Source organism: Salinispora tropica CNB-440, from assembly GCF_000016425.1.
GTDB classification, from domain to species: Bacteria; Actinomycetota; Actinomycetes; order Mycobacteriales; family Micromonosporaceae; genus Micromonospora; species Micromonospora tropica.
Genome location: NC_009380.1, coordinates 691,916 through 708,988, shown reverse-complemented (window position 1 = coordinate 708,988; position 17,073 = coordinate 691,916). Strand labels below are relative to the sequence as shown.

Here is a 17,073-nt window from a genome sequence, read left to right as displayed (position 1 = left end):
GCGTGGTCAGCCCCGGTCCGGGCAGCGACGAGTCGGTTCTTGGGCGGACCTTCCCGATGCCACGGCGAGAAGGAGCAGCAGGGGAGTCTGATGTCCAGCGAGACGGCCCCGGGAAGTCGGGGCGACGACGGTGGCCGGACCATTCACGTGTCCGGGCAGCTCATAGCTGGTAGGCGAGGTTGATCATCATTCCGGTCTCGGCGTGGTAGATGTTGTGGCAGTGGGTCATCCACTGTCCGGGGTTGTCCGCGTCAAGGTCGACGGTGACGGTCTGGCGCGGGGTCACGATGACGGTGTCCTTTCGGGGGCCACCGTCGCGGAGGGCGAAGGTGTGCCCGTGCACGTGCATGGGGTGGAACATCATCGTCTGGTTGACCATCCGCAGCCGTACCCGTTCGCCCTCCCGCACCAGGAGCGACTCGGCGTCGCCGAAGGTCTTGCCATTGATGGTCCAGCGGTAGGGCATCATGCTGCCGCCGAGAACCAGGTCGTGGGTCCGGTCCGGGGAGCGCTGGGGCAGCTGCACGCTGTCGTCGGCCCGCAGCTGGTTGGTGAGGATGACGCGCCGGTCGAGTTCGGCCGCGCGTACCTGGGCCGACGGTGGCCTACCGCCTCCGGTCCGGACCACCGCGAGCGCCTGCCCCGTCTTGCCCTCGGCGACCGCGACCAGGGGGAACGCCCCGTCGGCGACGACGACCTCGACGTCGACCCGCTCCCCCATCCCGACGACCAGTGCGTCGGTGACGTCCGGGACAACCGGGAATCCGTCGCTGTGCGTGACAGTCAGCCGGTGTCCGCCCAGCGCCACCCGGAACGCGGTGTCGGAGGCGGCGTTCACCAGCCGAATGCGTACCCGCTGACGGGGCCGGGCGGTGAGCGTGACGGGGGCGGCCGGCACCCGGCCGTTGATCAGGTAGTGCGGGTAGTCAATGTCGCCCGCGCCGCCGAGCAGCGGCGACATCATGGTCTCCATCTCACCGCCGCCCATCGGCATCCCGGCGCCGTGGTTCATGCCAGGCATGCCGTGCCCGCCGTGCATGCCGCTCATGTCCGCGCCGAGGGCGGCCAGGACGTCGTCCGGCGTGCGACCGGTGCCGTCGACCCAGTCGTCGAGGACGACGATCCACTCCTGGTCGTAGCGGCCTGCGTCGTTCGGGTCGTCCACTATCAGGACGCCGTGGAGCGCCCGGTCGAGCTGCACGCCGGAGTGCGGGTGGTAGAAGTAGGTTCCCGGGTCGGGCAGGATGAACTCGTAGGTGAAATGCCCGCCCGCGCCGATCGGGTCCTGCGTGACGCCGGGGACGCCGTCCATGTCGTTGCGCATCGCGACGCCGTGCCAGTGCACGCTGGTGTCCGTGGGTAGGTCGTTGACCACGTCGACGCGGAGCCGGTCGCCGGCCTTCGCCCTGATCAGCGGGCCGGTGGCGGCCTCGGCATAGCCCCAGGTGTCGACTGTCACGCCGCCGAGATCCAGGGTCACCGGGCGGGGGTTGAGGGTGGCGCGGACGGTGGCGGCGCCGGATCGGCGCCGGGCCAGTTCGGCTCGGCGGATGGCCTCGGCGTGGGGGTCGACCAGTTTCGGGGCAGCGCGTTCGGCGGCGACGGCAACGATGCCGGCGGTCCCGGCGAGACCGACAGCGCCAGCGGTCCCGGCAAGCAGGTGGCGACGGGTGAGCAGCAATGCCATGAAAACTCCTTGGTGTCCGTCTCCAGCATGATTAACCGCCGGCCCGGCACGTAGGGATCGGGCCGCATCTTCAGAGAATCTTCATGGCCCCCGATGGGGTCGTTCCGCCGGCTTCGCGCCATGGTTGAGAGGGACGAGAGGTCACCCTGAAGCCGCACCCGGGGGCACTCCGGGCGGTTGGGTCAACGACGAGGAAGTGGACGTAACCGATGAGCAGGACGTCGCAGCCGATGCGACCGCGCAGCACGCCCGGATCCGGGCGGAAGACGCAGGGTCGCAGTGCGTCGGCCGCACCGACACGGAAGATCGTCATCGCGGCGCTGGCCGGGCTGGCCGTCCTCACCGCCGTGGTGGTGTTCGCCCTACGCGGTCAGGGATCTTCGGACGACCACACCACAGGTGATGCCGGGAACCAGGGGTTCGGGCACGTCCACGGGATCGCGATCGACCCGGGCAGCAGCGCCCTGCACGTCGCCACGCACGTCGGTCTGTTCCGCATCGACGATCCGCGGACCGCCGTACGCGTGTCGAAGGACGATCTGGACCTGATGGGCTTCACCGTGGTCGGCCCCCAGCATTTCCTGGCCTCCGGCCACTCCGCGCACGGTCCGGCCAACGTAGGCCTGATCGAGTCGACCGACGGTGGCGCGACCTGGCAGGAGAAGTCGCTCTCCGGTGCGGCGGACTTCCACGGGCTCCAGGTCGCCCACGGCTCGGTCTACGGCTACAACTCGACCGACGGCGCGTTCATGGTCAGCGCCGACCAGCGGAGCTGGGAGCAACGTTCCCGGACGGCGATCGGCGCGTTCGCAGTCAGCCCGATCGACGGCGGGACCGTCCTCGCCGTCGGACGCGACGGCCTGCAGCGCTCCACCGACGGTGGCCGCAGTTGGCAGTCGGTGCCCGACACTCCCGCTGTCGGCCTGCTGGCCTGGGACCGCACCGGCGTGTGGGCGGTCGCCCGGGACGGAGCGGTCTGGTCGTCGACCGACGGCGGGGGGCAGTGGCAGCGGCGCGGTGCCGTGCCAGGTGAGCCCGACAGCTTCGCCGTGCAGGACGGCACCCTCTTCGCCGCGCTCAGCGGTGACCGGGTTGTCGCCAGCACCGACGGCGGTGCCACCTGGACCGATCGGTACGCACCGGAGTGAGGAGCAGGGCCGCGAGGGACCAGGACACGAATGGACGAGTGCTGGTCGTCGACGACGAACAGAGCCTCGCCAAGGTCGTCGCGAGCTACCTCGAACGCGACGGCTACCAGGTGCGCTGCGTCTTTGACGGCCCGGCGGCGCTGGACGCCGCGCGGGAGGACGAGCCCGACGTCGTTGTCCTTGACCTGATGTTGCCCGGCCTCGACGGTGTGGAGGTGTGCCGGCGGTTGCGGGCGTTCAGCGATTGCTACGTCATCATGCTGACCGCCCGCACGGAGGAGACCGACAAGCTGACCGGGCTCGGTGTCGGGGCCGACGACTACCTCACCAAGCCGTTCAGCCCTCGAGAACTCGTCGCCCGCGTCGCGGCGATGCGGCGTCGCCCACGCCAGCCGCGCATCAGGCCAGAGCCGGCACTGCGCCGGTTCGGTCCACTGGAGGTGGACGTGCCGGCCCGCGAGGCCCGCCTCGACGAGGTGCCCGTGCCGCTCACCCGCACCGAGTTCGATCTGCTGGCGGTTCTGTCCGGCCGGCCGAACGTCGCGCTGAGCCGCGCCCAGCTGATCACCGCGGTGTGGGGGGACGGGTGGGTGGGCGACGAGCGCCTGGTCGACGTACACATCGGACACCTGCGCCGCAAGCTCGGCGACGGCCCCGCCCGTCCCCGGTTCATCCTCACCGTACGGGGCATCGGCTACCGGATGAGACCGCAGTCGTGAACCTCCGGCGCGTCAACCTCGCGGTGCGGCTCTTCGCCGCGCAGGTGCTCGTGCTCGCCGTGGGCGGACTGACCCTGGGGCTGGTCGCCGTCGCAGTGGGACCCCGGATCTTCCATGCGCACCTGGGGCGGGTCGGCGGGGAGGTCGGTGCCGAGGCGCGCTGGCACGTCGAGCAGGCGTACGCCTCGGCGAACGCGCTCGCGCTCGGTGTCGGTCTGCTCGCCTCGCTGATTGCGGCGCTGGCGGCCAGTGCGTACGCGACACGGCGGATCGCCCGCCCGGTCACTCACTTCGCGTACGCGTCGGCCAGCCTCACCGACGGGCACTACGACGTCCGCATGGCCGACCCTGGCCTCGGCAACGAGCTCAAGATCCTCGCGGACTCCTTCAACACCATGGCGGAACGCCTGGAGACCGTCGAAGCGACCCGGCGACGGCTCCTCGCCGACCTCGGCCACGAACTGCGCACCCCGCTCGCCACCATCGAGGCGTACCTCGAAGCGGCTGAGGACGGCGTCGCCGTCGACGACGAAGACCTCCAGTCGGTGCTGCGTGCCCAGACCGATCGGCTGCACCGCCTCGCCGACGACATCGCCGCGGTCTCCCGCGCCGAGACACATCAGCTCGACCTGCACCCGGTACGGACGGCCCCGGGGGACCTGGTCCGGGATGCCGTGGCCGCGGCTTGGCCCCGCTACGCCGGCAAGGGCGTGACGCTGCGGAGCGACCTTCGCCCGTCCCCGCAGGTCGACGTCGACCCACAGCGGATGGGGCAGGTACTCGGCAACCTGCTGGACAACGCGCTACGGCACACGCCCGAGGGCGGGACGGTCACGGTACACGTGATCGGCGGTGCCAGAAGTGTGGAGCTGGCGGTGGCCGACACCGGTCCCGGCATCCCGGCGCAGCACCTCCCGCACATCTTCGAACGCTTCTACCGGGTCGACACCGCTCGGGACCGGGGCAACGGCGGGTCGGGAATCGGGCTCGCCATCGTGCGAGCCGTGGTCAGCGCCCACGGGGGACGGGTACGGGCCGAGAACGTCCCGGGCGGTGGCGCGATGGTCAAGGTGGTCCTGCCACCGGCGGGACAGGCGCAGGTCTGACCGGACGAAGCGGGCCCTGGCGAACTCCGCCAGGGCCCGCTTCGGCACCCAGTCGGGTCAGGCGGAGTTACCGCGTGAGGCGGCCCAGCTCGCCAGCTCCTCGACGTCCATCCAGTAGGTCCCGTCACCCACCGGCCCTTCGTTGATCTTCGATGATGTGGGAGGTGTGTGCTCTCCAGCGGATGCCAACCCGGGTAAACCGGCGCCAGTGCGGGTCACCGCGGGCATCAGCCGGTCGCAACCCGGGGTACGTGTGCTCCGGGTGTGCTCCTGGGCTGCGACAACGGCAGTCCGGGGAACGTGGGTGAACGCGAGCCACTCCCTGCCACCCCAGGTGAACCCCCAGGTCGCGAGACTGGGCCCTCGCGCCCTCGTAGCGTTGACGCGTCACGGCCAACCGCCCGGCTGATCTCCCGCACACCTTGCCCTGCGCTTTGAGGAGGGAAATCTCCTCACGCTCAGCGAAAGACAGATACCGGCCCGACAACGGAGCAAGCGACAAAGGCGACATACCGCCACCCTGACGAAACCACCGCCCACCCACCGGCTGCGACACACCACATGCCGCCGCGGCCTCCTCACTCGACAGGCCTTCAGCGATCCGCCGCCAGAACTGCCGCCGCACCTCCCGATACTCGTTCACCCCCGGCTGACCCGGCGACCGCATCGCCGGGTCAGCCCGTCACCATCGTCGTCCAGCCCGCAGGTCCCCCCATCACACACCCCTCGATCAGGGTGTTGCGACCACCACTGGAATCCGCCACGTCCTCCTGCGGGGCGGTGTGGCGACAGTCATACCGCTTCGACTGGCGACCGGGAACGCCGGTTCTCTTACCTACTACCCAGGCAAGCGAGAACGATCGTTCTAACCTTGGCTGGGGAGGCCGTCATGCCGTACATCACCGTTGGGACCGAGAACAGCACCAGCATCGACGTGTACTACGAGGACCACGGTCAGGGACAGCCGGTCGTGCTCATCCACGGCTACCCGCTGAGTGGGCACTCGTGGGAGAAACAGGCCGCAGCCCTCCTTCAGGCCGGCTATCGGGTGATCACCTACGACCGGCGGGGGTTCGGCCAGTCCAGCCAGCCCACCGTCGGCTACGACTACGACACCTTCGCCACCGACTTGAACACCATCCTGGAGACCCTGGACCTCACTGAGGTGGTGCTGGTCGGCTTCTCGATGGGCACCGGTGAGGTCGCCCGGTACCTGTCCCGGTATGGGTCGGCGCGGGTCGCGAAGGCCGCGTTCCTGGCCTCGTTGGAACCATTCCTGCTGCAGACCGACGACAACCCGACCGGGGTGCCGCAGGACGTCTTCGACGGGATCTCCGCCGCGGTCACCGCTGACCGGTACGCCTACTTCACCGACTTCTACCGCAACTTCTACAACACCGACGACACCCTCGGTACCCGCCTGTCCGAGGAGGCACTGCGTAACAGCTGGAACGTCGCCGCGGGAGCGTCGTGGTACGCCGCCAGCGCGGCGGTGCCGACCTGGCTCACCGACTTCCGCGCCGACATCCCGAAGATCGACGTACCCAGCCTGATCCTGCACGGGACAGCCGACAAGATCCTGCCGGTCGACGCTACCGCCCGCGAGTTTCACAAGCGGCTACCCGAGGCTGACTACGTCGAGATCGACGGCGCCCCCCACGGCCTGCTCTGGACCCACACGACCGAGGTCAACCAGGCCCTGCTGACCTTCCTCTCCAGGTAATCCCGGAATCCCCACCACGACCGGGGCGGGGCCCACGGCGTCTTCCTCATGACGCTGGCTCCGCCCCACCAGAGCCGCAGGTGCGTGACGACAAGTGCTGTGCGCCCTGGTGAGGGCGCACAGCACTCCGCGTTGGTGTTCCCGACCAGGAGCCCGGGTGGAAACATCTCGGCTGTGTGGCCGATGGGGACAATCCGTCAACCGATGTCAGCCGCCGGTGGTGTTGAGCAGCACCGACACGTTGTCGTCCAGGGAGTTCGCCGTTGCGAAGTCGGATTTGCCGTCACCGTTGAAGTCCGTCACCACAATCGCGGGTGCCCCCGCGCCGACAGCGATGTTTTCTGGTACGGCGAACCCACCCCGCCCGTCGCCATGGAATAGCGTCACGTCGTCGGAGTCGAAGTTCGGCGCCACGATGTCCTGGTAGCCGTCACCGTTGAAGTCGCCGGTGGCGAGGTCACCCGGGTGCACCCCGGAGGTCAGAATCGTCGGGGCGCCGAACCCGCCCTGTCCGTCGCCGAGCAGCACCGCAACCTGGTCGACCTCATACAACGCGCTCGCGACGTCCAGTGCGCCGTCGCCGTTGAAATCCGCAAGCGCCGCTCCGGAGGCCGTGTCGCCCGCCGGATAGTCCGACGGCGGGCCGAAGCGACCACGGCCGTCACCCTCGAGGACGCTGATGCTGCCGGCGTTGTAGTTCGACACGATCAGGTCCAGTTTGTCGTCACGCGTGATATCGGCGATCGACAGGCGCAGCGCACCGTCTCCGGCCGCGAAGTGCGACGCTTCGCCGAACCCGCCCTGCCCGTCGCCGAGCAGTACGGTCACGTCGTCGCCATTGAGGTTCGGGGTTGCCAGGTCGAGGTTGCCGTCGCCGTTCAGGTCCCGGGCCACGATCCGTGCTGCGCCATCGCCCGCGGGGGTGAACACCGGTTCGCCGAATCTGCCCTGGCCGTCATTCAGGTACACCGAAATCTCGTCCGATCCCAGGTTCGCCGCGACGAGGTCCAGCCAGTTGTCGCCGTTGAAGTCGCCGGCAACCAGACCGTTCGGCGTGCGACCAGCGGCTAGGGCAACGGGTGGCAGGAAGCCGCCGGTGCCGTCTGCCATCAGCACCGCGACGTCATTCGAGTTGTAGTTCGGCGTAGCGAGGTCGAGGTGGCCGTCGTTGTTCAGATCCGCCGCGAGGATGTCCGCGGCTGCGTCGCCGGCAGGATAGACCGCGGCGGACGCGAACGCGGCGGGTATCGCCGGCAGTGGGCCCGGCTCGGGAGTCCTTGGCTCCACTGGTAGGGCCGGGGTGGCCGACGTCGCCGAGGTTGTAGGCGGCGGCTGCTCCCCGCCGTCGTTGTCCGTGGTGCAACCGGAGGCCACCAACGCCACTGCGACCGGCGCCGCGAACCACCACCTACCTACCGCATTCTTGCGCACAGGTCCTCCTCGCATTCGCAGTTCCTTGGCATGCCAAGCTCACTCCCGTTATAGGCCGAGATGCAGCGGGGAAACTTTTTCTGCCTTGCGCGGTTTTTCGGATCTTGGTCCGGTGAAATTCGCAGACAATAAGAAGGGAGCAGGTCCGGGCGTCGGATACAACGGGCATGGAAAGGTACCGGCGGAATCGGACGGAGATCACGATATGACTCAGCAAAGCCGCAACGAGCAGACCCTCCGCGCGTTGTACCGGAACTTTAATGAGAACAATCTCGACGGTGCTATGGCGCTGCTGACTGAGGACTACGAGGGCGTTGAGGTACCGACCGGCGAGGTCGTCCATGGGCCGGCGGGGTGGCGCAGGCGCCAGGAGCTGAACCGGGCGCCAATGCCGGACGCACGTGTCGAGATCGTCAACCTGATCATGTGCGGGGACATCGCCGTGGCCGAGGTGGTCAACGAGGGCACACATACAGCGCCGTTCCCGCTGCCGAACGGGGACATCCACCCGCCGACAGGTAACCGGATCCGCGGGCTGAGCTGTGAGCTCTACTGCTTCCGAGACGGCAGGATCGCCAACGGCAAGCTGTACTACGACTTCCTGACCGTCGCGACCCAGCTCGGCCTGCCGCTGTGAAGACACCGCGCGCCCGGGACGGTGTCCGTCCCGGGCGCGCGGAGCCTACTCGGTCAGCGGCGCACCGCCTTGCGGTATCGGTGCGTGGCCAGTGGTACGAAGATCACAAGGATGAGTACGATCCACCCGATCGACGCGACTATCGGGTTCTGCAGCGGCCAGACGTCAGGCGGCGGGTAGGCCGGGTTGGTGTTGCCAAACAGCTCCCGCGCCGCCTGCGCCACGGCGGAAACGGGGTTCCACTCGGCGATCACGCGCAGCGGCCCGGGAAAGCCCTCGGGGCTGACGTAGGTGTTGGCGATGAACGACAGTGGCATGATCACCATGAAGCTGGCGTTGCTCACGACCTCCGGCGCCCGCACGGACAAGCCGACTACGGCGAGTAGCCACGACAGTGCATAGGCGAACGCCAGCAGGAGCAGAAGACCCGCCACACCCTCGCCGAACGAACTGTCGATCCGCCATCCGACCAGTAGCCCGGCCAGCACCATGACGGCCAGCGACAACACGTTGTTCGCCAGATCGCTGGCAGTCCGTCCGAACAACACCGAATAGGATGAGATCGGCAGTGACCGAAATCGGTCAACGATGCCTCTTTGGATATCCTCGGCAAGTCCGGCACCTGTGATCACCGAATTGAACACGACGGTTTGCACGAACACGCCGGCGAGTAGGAACTCCCGGTAGGACACCCCGGGTGCCTCGATAGCACTGCCGAATATGTAGGCAAACAGCAGTGTGGACATGATCGGCATGATCAGGGAGGACATGAACAGGTCGGGCATTCGCAGCGTCCTGATCAGGTTCCGCTTCGCCAAGACCATCCCGTCGCCGACGGTCATCACCAAAGAACTCATCGCACTGCCTCCTGCGTCTCTTGCTCGGACGCGGGCTCTGTGGTGGTCTCGGCGATGTGGCCCGTGAGTGCCAGGAACACATCGTCTAGTGTGGGTCTGCGTAGCGACGCGTCAATGACCTCGATCCCGGCCGCATCGAGGCGCCGTATCCCGTCCACCAGCACGCCGTCGGCGGCCGCGACGGTCACCGCGAGGCGACCCTCCGCCTCGTCGGATACCGCCTCGCCCGCCGCGACCGGCGCGAGCACGCTGCGGGCCCGGGAGAGGTCTGCGGGGCGGGATAGGGTCACCTCGAGCCGATGACCACCGACCTGGTCCTTCAGCTCGTCAGGCGTGCCGCCGGCTAGGACGACACCGTGCTCGATCACGGCGATGCGGTCGGCGAACCGGTCCGCCTCTTCCAGGTACTGGGTTGTGAGCAGCAGCGTGGACCCACCAGACACCAACTCGCCGACGGTCTCCCAGGTGGCTTCCCTGCTGCGGATGTCGAGTCCAGTGGTTGGTTCATCGAGGATGAGCACCTTCGGTCGGGCCACGAGTGCGCCCGCCAGGTCGAGTCTGCGCCGCATGCCACCGGAGTACTCCTTGAGCCTGCGGTTCGCCGCCTCGGTGAGCCCGAACCGTTCGAGGAGCTCCTTTGCCCGAGACCGCGCGCCACGCCTGCCGAGATGGTGCAGCCTGCCGAGCAGTTCGAGATTTTCCTGCCCGGTGAGGATGTCGTCGACAGCGGCATACTGGCCAGACAGGCCGATTGTCTGGCGGACCTGGCCGGCCTGCCGGACCACGTCGAGCCCGGCGATCTCCGCGTGCCCCGCATCCGGCTCGATCAGGGTAGCGAACACCCGCACCGCCGTCGTCTTTCCCGCGCCGTTGGGGCCGAGCAGGCCGAGCACAGTGCCCTCGGCCACCTCGAGGTCGAAACCGTTGAGCGCGGTCGTCTCGCCGTACCGCTTCACCAACCCCTGCGCCACGATCGCTGCCGTCATCATCGTCTCCTGCCCCGGCGTGCGTCGTCAGATTGCTTGCGAGGTGACCATACCGGACGATATGCCTAATTGTCATATGCCGCAGGTACACGGTTGGCTACTGACTGGTCGTATTGCGGAGCACCGTGACGTTGTCGTCATGGGAGTTGGCGGTGGCAAGGTCGAGCAGCCCGTCACCATCGAGGTCGACCGCGACGATCTTCACCGCGCCGTCCCCAGCGGGCACGTACGCCGGCTCGCCGAACGTTCCGTCACCGTTGCCGCGAAGCACAGACACGTCGTCGGACTCGAAGTTCGCAGTCGCGAGGTCGATTGAGCCGTCACCGTCGAGGTCGACCGCGACCAGCCCCGTCGGACCGTCGCCAGCGGGTAGCTTTGCCGGCGCGGCGAAGGTGCCGTCGCCGCTACCGAGAAGCACTGAGGTCGTGTCTCCCTCGTAGTCCGGCGTCGCGAGGTCGACGTGTCCGTCGCCGTCGAAGTCCCCCGCGGCGATTCCGTGTGGGCCGTCGCCGGCCGCTGAGGAGATCGCAGGTGCGACCCCGCCCGCGCCGTCACCGAGCAGCACGCTCACGTCGTCGGAGTGGTGGTTACCGGTCACCAGGTCGATCTGCCCGTCGCCGTTGACGTCTGCGGCCACGATGTCGGCGGCTCCGTCGCCCACGGCGACGTGCACGGGTGCGGCGTACCCGCTGCCCTCGGCCAGCATGATGCTGACGTCGTCACCGTCATAGTTGGCGGTCGCGAGGTCGAGTACGTCGTCGCCGTTCAGGTCGACGGCGATCACACCGGATGGGCCGTCGCCCGCCTCGTACGCGACCGGCTCGCTGAACCCACCAAGGCCGTCGCCGTGCAGCACCGTGACGGTCTCGTCGCTCACGTTGATCGTCGCCACGTCCTGGTTGCCATCGTTGTTTAGGTCCGCGGTCACGTTGCGCAGCGCGGCAGGCCCGGCGGCGATCTCGACCACCTGCCGCACGCCTGCCCTGCCGTCGCCGAAGAGCACGGACGCATTGCCCGGTCCCAAGTTCGGGGTGACCAGATCGGGTACACCGTCGCCGTTGAGGTCCGCAGCCGCGATCGCGCGCGGGTTGTCCCCGACGGGCGTGGTGGCCGAGATATCGAACAGCAGCGGTGGGCCCTTGGACTCCTCGCCGGGAGCCGGGACTCCGTCGGTCGTACACGCGGCGCAGAGCGCCGCCGCCGCCGCGAGTCCGAGCAGCCGCCCGTCACCGGCCCTGGACCACCTGTGCTGAATCATCGCATTACCCCTTGCACTATCGCGGAACGCTTCCCTTCGATCGATAGCCCACGTGGGCAGCCGCCTGCTTACTACGCCTTGCGGCGCAAAACTGGTGCGTTGGGTAGCCCGCTTTCTCGGTGTGCCGGCGCACTGTCAGCGCTCGGTGAGCCGGGTGTCCAGCGCTCGCGTTCTGATCAACCCCACGAGCCGGTTCGGTGGTAGGAGGGGGCCCGACCTGCGTACCGTGACAACATCGTCGACATCGGTGGAGCCACCGAGTGGCACACTGCTCGTCGGAGGCTCTGGGACCGCTCGTCGAGCGCCACAAGGAGGAGACGGCAGACGTGGCCGACGACAGACGAGAATCGGCGTTGCCGTCGACGGCCTACGCCGTCCTCGGTCTGCTCACGATGACCGGTGAGGTCACGGGCTACGAGCTGCGCAAGTGGGCCATGAACATGCGGTACTTCTATTGGAGTCCCGCGCAGAGCCAGCTCTATCTGGAACTCCGTAGATTGCGCGACCGGGCACTGGTGTACGAGCGCACGGAGGCACAGCCAGGCCGGCCCGACAAGCGGTACTACACGATCACCGACACCGGCCGGAGAGTCTTCCGCGACTGGCTCGACCACAGCGAAGTAGGTCCACCACTGCTCAAGCACTCGGTCGCGCTGCGGTTGTTCTTCGGCCACCAGACCAGCCACAGTAGACTGCGCGAGGTGCTCACCCAGTACGCCGAGTGGGCACGGCGCCAGCAGCAGGAGCTGAGCGCGCTGAAGGGCGACATGTTGCCTGCACTCCGCTACTCGTCAATCGTGGCCGACTGGGGCGTGGGGTATTTCGCGGCGGAAATCAATGCCGTCGAGTCGGCGCTGGCAAGCCTGGATGCCATGGACTCCGAGGTTGGGGAGAGCTGACGCGCTCGCAATTGGGACACTCCCGGCCGACCGTCGAGGCGCCCGGGCCGCTCTCCGGGCAGCCACATCACCATTTCGTTGAAGGTGGAGATAAAGGTCAGGGCGAAGGCGAAGACCTATGCCGCGCGGCGGTCGAGGCGACCGGCCGCGCGGCGCAGGCCGTGAGGTACACCGGACGTGTCAGAACCGCACGGTAGTACCGTCGAACCGGGTCACCGTGAACCAGTGGGGTTCCTTGAACCAGGCCTTTTGCTCGCGGAGCAGTTGGATCGCCAGGCTCTCACCCAGCTTCGCCGACTCGGTCCAGTCGGTGCGCCAGTGCACGCCGGCGATGTTGCGGCCGATACCGACGTTTGCCGCCAGCTTGTTCAGTTCACCGCCAACCGTAAGCCGACCGGCGTCCTGACCTTCGTACGGCACCAGCGCGGTGCCGTCCTCGTTGGCCTGGATCGGATTGTCCAGCACCGCGGTTTCGTCGAACCAGGCCTTGAGGACGGTTGCGGCTGCCGCGGCGGCGGTCCCGTGGCCCGCACCATAGGACGGGTGCATGGGTGAGCCCTCGGGGAAAGCCTGCGGCAGCAGGTACGAACCCCATTTCGAGAACACCCGGTCCACCGCGTCGGACTCGAGAACTTCGCGGTCGATGAACTCATAGGCCCGACCCCCGGTGAGCCGCTGGTGCACCCGCGCGCCAAACACCTCCGGGCGCATCCTGCGGTGCACAAACCACTTCTGATACCACACGGCACGTAGTGCCCGATTGGCTACCTCGGTCACCAACGCCAGCAGGTGCGGGGTTCCGAACGTGGAAAATCCGTGTTGCACCGTGCTGTCTACGTATGGGTTACCCGCATCGACCGGCATATCGAGGCTGTCCAGGATCAGCCCGGCGTGGAAGAACGCCTTTGCCGGGGACGGCCCTCCGTCAAAGTGCAGCCAGTGGGCAAGAGCGCGCGGCGAGTACAGGTACCGCCGGTTTTCCTGGTCGCGCTCGGATGCCGCCAGCGTCCGGTTCCACCCTCGCTGCACCTTCAGGTATGTGCCGAAGGTGGTCATGTAATCCTGATTCGGGCGCACGGTGTCCTGCCGCTGCACGAACCGATAGGTGCCGAACTGGATATCCCGCCACAGAAACTGCGACAGGTACGGCCCGGCGTGATCGCCCGGGGTGTCGCCGCGGAACAACAGCCCGGGTGTGACTCGACCGTTCTGGCGCACCGCCCGATAGTCCGACAGCTTCGTGAGGTCATCGGCCGCCGCACGCGCCACATCACTCTCGGTGAGCCGCGTGAACGGCACGTCCCTGCACAGTGCCATCCAGTAGAGCTCACACAGCTCAGCGGACAGCTCAGCGGAGTCCATCCTGGGCACGGGCGGCATGGTCATGTCCGTGCTGCGTGGTCCGATTGCGTCCACCGAGAGCCCGGCCTGCGGGTTGACCAGCCGCCGGCCACAGGAGGGGTCAAGCTCGATGCCCTCGATTTCACCGGGGTCTTCGCTGGACAGACGGCGGACTAACTGCCGGTAGGCCGTTCGATCAACTTCGCCGAACTCGTCGTGTGGCAACCCCTTGGAGAAGTTTCCGAGGTAGTCCGGGTACAGGTTCTCCTCTCCGTTGGTTACGTGGGTTACCGACGTGGGCGTGGCGCCCGCCGTGCTGTGCTCCGGCCGGGTGACCCGGCCGACGGTAGAACTCATGTCTCGTCCAATCTCCCGCGGACCCGACGCAGCGCGGTCATTCAGTCCCGGCGCGTCTGGCCAGGTGCCAGGGTGACGCCGGGGCGCGTTTCATGCCCGTCGACGACCACTCGACCGACACCGTCCTGGGTCACCACCCGGGCACCCGGTATCACCTGGCCGTTGTCGTCGATCGGCACGCCGGCCGCGTTCACCCGGAATCGGGGCCCGGCTTCGGACATGTGCCAGTGCCGCCACTTCCAGCCGTCTTCGGTTCGCACGGCGAGCGCGCTGGCCCGCAGCGGCTGGTGTTCCTTGGTCGTGTCCGCCTTGGAGATCACGACGTCGCCCTCCTCGTTGATGAGGCCGAGCGTCGCCGTCGCCACCACCTGGTTCGCGGTGATCGACTTCACCTGGTTCTCCCCGCTGGCGGGGAACAGGGTGGTGAGGTACTCGCGCATCGCCGCCTTTTCGCGGATCACCACCGGCGACCCGTCCAGCGCCACGAGTTCGTAGGTGGTGAAATCCTCGGCGAGCGAGTTGACGATCCAGTCGATGTCCGCCCGCGCGTACGCCTCCTGGAGCTCCGCGAGGAAGCCGCGGATCTCACTTTCGGCACGGCCGTCGGAGACGAACTCCGTACCTTCGTCGGCGCCGGTGGCGCCGAGCAGACCGCGCGAGAACTCACCGAGCTGTCGGCCGAAATCCTGAACCTCAGTCACAACAACCACTCCGATCGATAGTTACGTCTACAGGCCGCCGGCGATCCTCGACCCCGGGCGCACTTCCCAACTGCGGTGACGCCGAACGGTTCGCGGCATCGCCGCCACTGACGTTTCTAGCCACCGGCGGTATGCGGGGACTTCTCACCCCTTGCTAGGCCAGACACGGGAAGGAACGGCGCAAGCACCCACGCGGCGATCGCAAACGATGAGAAGGCCGGAAATGCGGCTCGCACATATCGTGCCGAATAGTTTCGGAAAATCGTAACGGTGACCTGGAGAACGAGATGAATGGTTCCGCGGGTATGCTTTCGCAACCGGGACGGGTGCGTGGCCCGACGTTCCAGTTGCACAGGCTCGCCGAAGACCCGGCCGGGGCAGGCGACGGGGCGATCTCGCCGGACGGCACGCGCTTTGTCGCCTCGTCGCGGCGCACGGGATCGCTCAACCTCTGGTTCTACGAGATCGCCACCGAGCAGTGGCACCAGGGCACACGCGGCGCGGGCGACGACATCGAGGCCCAGTGGTCACCCGACTCCGCCTGCCTCGCGTTTACCTCCTCGCGCTGCGGGCACAAGGCGGTCTGGCTGTATCGGTTACACGAAGCGCGGATCAGCAGGCTCACATTCGGCCCATACGACGAGGAGTATCCGAACTGGTCGCCGGACGGCTCTAAGATCACCTTCGTTGGGGGTGGCTGGGCACAGCGGCAGGTTTACCTGGTGTCCGCCACCGGCGGGCCACCCATGCCGGTGACCGACGAGCCCGGACGGACGGGTGCGTGCACCTACCTGCCCGACGGCAGCGGCCTCATCTGCCACTCCTACGACACTGGCGCCAGCGCGGTGTCGATCCTGCCGCTAGACGGCAGTATGCCACGACAGGTAACCGACGGCAGCACGTGGGACTACAAACCGACCGTCTCGAGTGCGCACCCGGTAGTGGCGTTCTCCCGAAGCCTCGAGGGACGCTCAGTGATCTGGGTGCAGCAGCTTGCCGAGCCGTACCGCGGGCGCGCGCTGGTCGTGGAAGCAGGCGACGACCGGTGGCCGAACTGGACCGCGGACGGCCAGCACCTCTTCTTCCATCGGCTCGTCGACCGCGGGGTCGGCATCTGGGTGCTCGACCGCCGCACCGACACGGTCACCCAAGTCGTTGGGCCAGACGAACAGCCAAGGTACGGCAATATCTCCCCCGACGGCACCCGGCTGATCTACGCCGCGGAGGAAAGCGGCCGGTCCGTGGTGAAGGTTCGCGAGATCAGCGGCGGGTTGACCAAGGTGCTCCCGCTCGGAGACGCGGCGTTTCCGCAGTGGTCTCCGAACGGTCGTACTGTCGCCTATCTCACGCGGGATGTGAGCAGACCGCGGTGGGAGATCGCGACCTATGACCTCGCCACGGCCACGAGCACCGTGTGGACCTGCGGCGTCACATGGCCCAAGAGCCTGCATGGGCCGCTGGACTGGTCACCGGACAGCACCCGGCTCGTCTTCAGCACAGACACTGAACCGTTCGAGGCGGATCTGTGCGTCCTGGACCTCCGGGACGGCAGCGTCACCAAGCTCACCGAGGACCCCTGGTGGGACGAGGCACCGTCATGGACACCGGACGGCACGGGTGTCGTTTTCCTCTCGACCCGCGGCGGTGACTGGACCTGGGGCTTCTACCGCATGGACCTGAGTACCGGTGAGATCCATGCTCTTGCCCGCCCGGACTACATCGAGAAGAACAACCCCCGCATGCTGCCCGACGGCACGCTCATCTACTCCCTTGCCGTTTCCGGCATTGAGGATCTGTTCGAGCAGCTGCCCGACGGACGTGGGCGCGTGCTCTCGTCGGTCGGGCCCGCTGTCCGCTACCCGGTACCCAGTCGGGATGGCTCGATGCTCGCGTTCACCCGCACACACCGCACCGTCGAGTACTGGCTGGCAAAAAACGTGTGGGGTGCGGGCTCCCCCATCGCGGACCTGGCCGACGGTGATGCGCGGCGACGCGGCACCCATGGCCCACAGACCCGCACCGGACCGGTGCGCAGTCCGGTTAACACGCGCCGCAGATGACGCGTGTAGCGCCGCCCACCCGGTCGGGTGGCATTTCTCGAAACCCCCTGCGACCTCAGGAGAACCACATGGCCAACCTTTCGACCGACGTGGACGGTTCGGCAGACTTTCCCAACATGGTAGGTGCGGCGTCGCTCGACCGCATTGGCACGGAGCCTGGTTC

14 protein-coding genes and 1 pseudogene are annotated in these 17,073 nt (G+C 67.7%); 7 read left to right on the top strand and 8 right to left on the bottom strand.

Features of this window, described 5'->3' with window-relative positions:
- Positions 1 to 160: 160 nt before the first annotated feature.
- Positions 161 to 1,687 carry a multicopper oxidase family protein gene (locus STROP_RS03175; protein WP_011904539.1) on the bottom strand — a complete coding sequence of 509 codons (1,527 nt, stop codon included), beginning with the start codon at positions 1,685 to 1,687 and terminating at the stop codon, positions 161 to 163.
- A 209-nt stretch (positions 1,688 to 1,896) separates the two neighbouring features.
- Here STROP_RS03175 and STROP_RS03170 point away from each other — a divergent pair, with 209 nt between their 5' ends.
- Genes STROP_RS03170 through STROP_RS03160 form a run of 3 tightly spaced genes read left to right on the top strand, consistent with a single transcriptional unit; the run spans position 1,897 to position 4,660 of the window.
- A complete protein-coding gene (locus tag STROP_RS03170) occupies positions 1,897 to 2,835 on the top strand; it encodes a F510_1955 family glycosylhydrolase (protein ID WP_028565941.1) in 939 nt (312 codons plus the stop codon).
- Positions 2,832 to 3,554, top strand: coding sequence for a response regulator transcription factor (locus tag STROP_RS03165; protein ID WP_011904537.1), 723 nt, complete (start codon positions 2,832 to 2,834; stop codon positions 3,552 to 3,554). Before STROP_RS03170 ends, STROP_RS03165 begins: the two co-directional genes overlap by 4 nt.
- On the top strand, positions 3,551 to 4,660 hold the full coding sequence (locus STROP_RS03160) for a sensor histidine kinase (RefSeq protein WP_011904536.1): 1,110 nt from the start codon (positions 3,551 to 3,553) through the stop codon (positions 4,658 to 4,660). The genes STROP_RS03165 and STROP_RS03160 overlap by 4 nt, the downstream gene beginning before the upstream one ends.
- A gap of 374 nt (positions 4,661 to 5,034) precedes the next feature.
- On the opposite strand, the pseudogene STROP_RS25500 reads toward STROP_RS03160, so the two are convergent.
- Positions 5,035 to 5,327, bottom strand: a pseudogene (locus STROP_RS25500) (helix-turn-helix domain-containing protein); the annotation flags it as partial.
- A gap of 222 nt (positions 5,328 to 5,549) precedes the next feature.
- On the opposite strand from STROP_RS25500, the gene STROP_RS03155 reads away from it, so the two are divergent.
- Positions 5,550 to 6,383, top strand: coding sequence for an alpha/beta fold hydrolase (locus tag STROP_RS03155; RefSeq protein WP_011904535.1), 834 nt, complete (start codon positions 5,550 to 5,552; stop codon positions 6,381 to 6,383).
- A 207-nt stretch (positions 6,384 to 6,590) separates the two neighbouring features.
- Here the strand turns inward: STROP_RS03155 and STROP_RS03150 are convergent, their stop codons facing one another.
- Complete coding sequence (locus STROP_RS03150) at positions 6,591 to 7,829, bottom strand: FG-GAP repeat domain-containing protein (protein ID WP_011904534.1); 1,239 nt, start codon at positions 7,827 to 7,829, stop codon at positions 6,591 to 6,593.
- A gap of 190 nt (positions 7,830 to 8,019) precedes the next feature.
- On the opposite strand from STROP_RS03150, the gene STROP_RS03145 reads away from it, so the two are divergent.
- Positions 8,020 to 8,451, top strand: a complete 432-nt coding sequence (locus STROP_RS03145) for an ester cyclase (protein WP_011904533.1) — start codon at positions 8,020 to 8,022, stop codon at positions 8,449 to 8,451.
- A 53-nt stretch (positions 8,452 to 8,504) separates the two neighbouring features.
- Here the strand turns inward: STROP_RS03145 and STROP_RS03140 are convergent, their stop codons facing one another.
- The 3 genes from STROP_RS03140 to STROP_RS03130 form a co-directional block, all read right to left on the bottom strand.
- Complete coding sequence (locus STROP_RS03140) at positions 8,505 to 9,293, bottom strand: ABC transporter permease (RefSeq protein WP_230582409.1); 789 nt, start codon at positions 9,291 to 9,293, stop codon at positions 8,505 to 8,507.
- Between the two features lie 11 nt (positions 9,294 to 9,304).
- Positions 9,305 to 10,294 (bottom strand): daunorubicin resistance protein DrrA family ABC transporter ATP-binding protein, encoded by a 990-nt coding sequence (locus STROP_RS03135; protein ID WP_011904531.1) that lies wholly within the window; start codon positions 10,292 to 10,294, stop codon positions 9,305 to 9,307.
- Positions 10,295 to 10,391: 97 nt separating this feature from the next.
- Positions 10,392 to 11,552, bottom strand: a complete 1,161-nt coding sequence (locus STROP_RS03130; RefSeq protein ID WP_011904530.1) for an FG-GAP repeat domain-containing protein — start codon at positions 11,550 to 11,552, stop codon at positions 10,392 to 10,394.
- A gap of 326 nt (positions 11,553 to 11,878) precedes the next feature.
- On the opposite strand from STROP_RS03130, the gene STROP_RS03125 reads away from it, so the two are divergent.
- Positions 11,879 to 12,451, top strand: coding sequence for a PadR family transcriptional regulator (locus STROP_RS03125; RefSeq protein ID WP_230582410.1), 573 nt, complete (start codon positions 11,879 to 11,881; stop codon positions 12,449 to 12,451).
- Positions 12,452 to 12,631: 180 nt separating this feature from the next.
- Here the strand turns inward: STROP_RS03125 and STROP_RS03120 are convergent, their stop codons facing one another.
- Together STROP_RS03120 and STROP_RS03115 are read right to left on the bottom strand one after the other, a co-directional pair.
- Positions 12,632 to 14,017, bottom strand: coding sequence for a vanadium-dependent haloperoxidase (locus STROP_RS03120; RefSeq protein ID WP_238380271.1), 1,386 nt, complete (start codon positions 14,015 to 14,017; stop codon positions 12,632 to 12,634).
- 173 nt (positions 14,018 to 14,190) lie between these two features.
- Positions 14,191 to 14,850, bottom strand: coding sequence for a nuclear transport factor 2 family protein (locus tag STROP_RS03115; protein WP_011904527.1), 660 nt, complete (start codon positions 14,848 to 14,850; stop codon positions 14,191 to 14,193).
- A 305-nt stretch (positions 14,851 to 15,155) separates the two neighbouring features.
- Between STROP_RS03115 and STROP_RS03110 the strand changes: the two genes are divergently transcribed.
- Positions 15,156 to 16,910, top strand: coding sequence for a PD40 domain-containing protein (locus STROP_RS03110; protein WP_043159107.1), 1,755 nt, complete (start codon positions 15,156 to 15,158; stop codon positions 16,908 to 16,910).
- Positions 16,911 to 17,073: the final 163 nt, after the last annotated feature.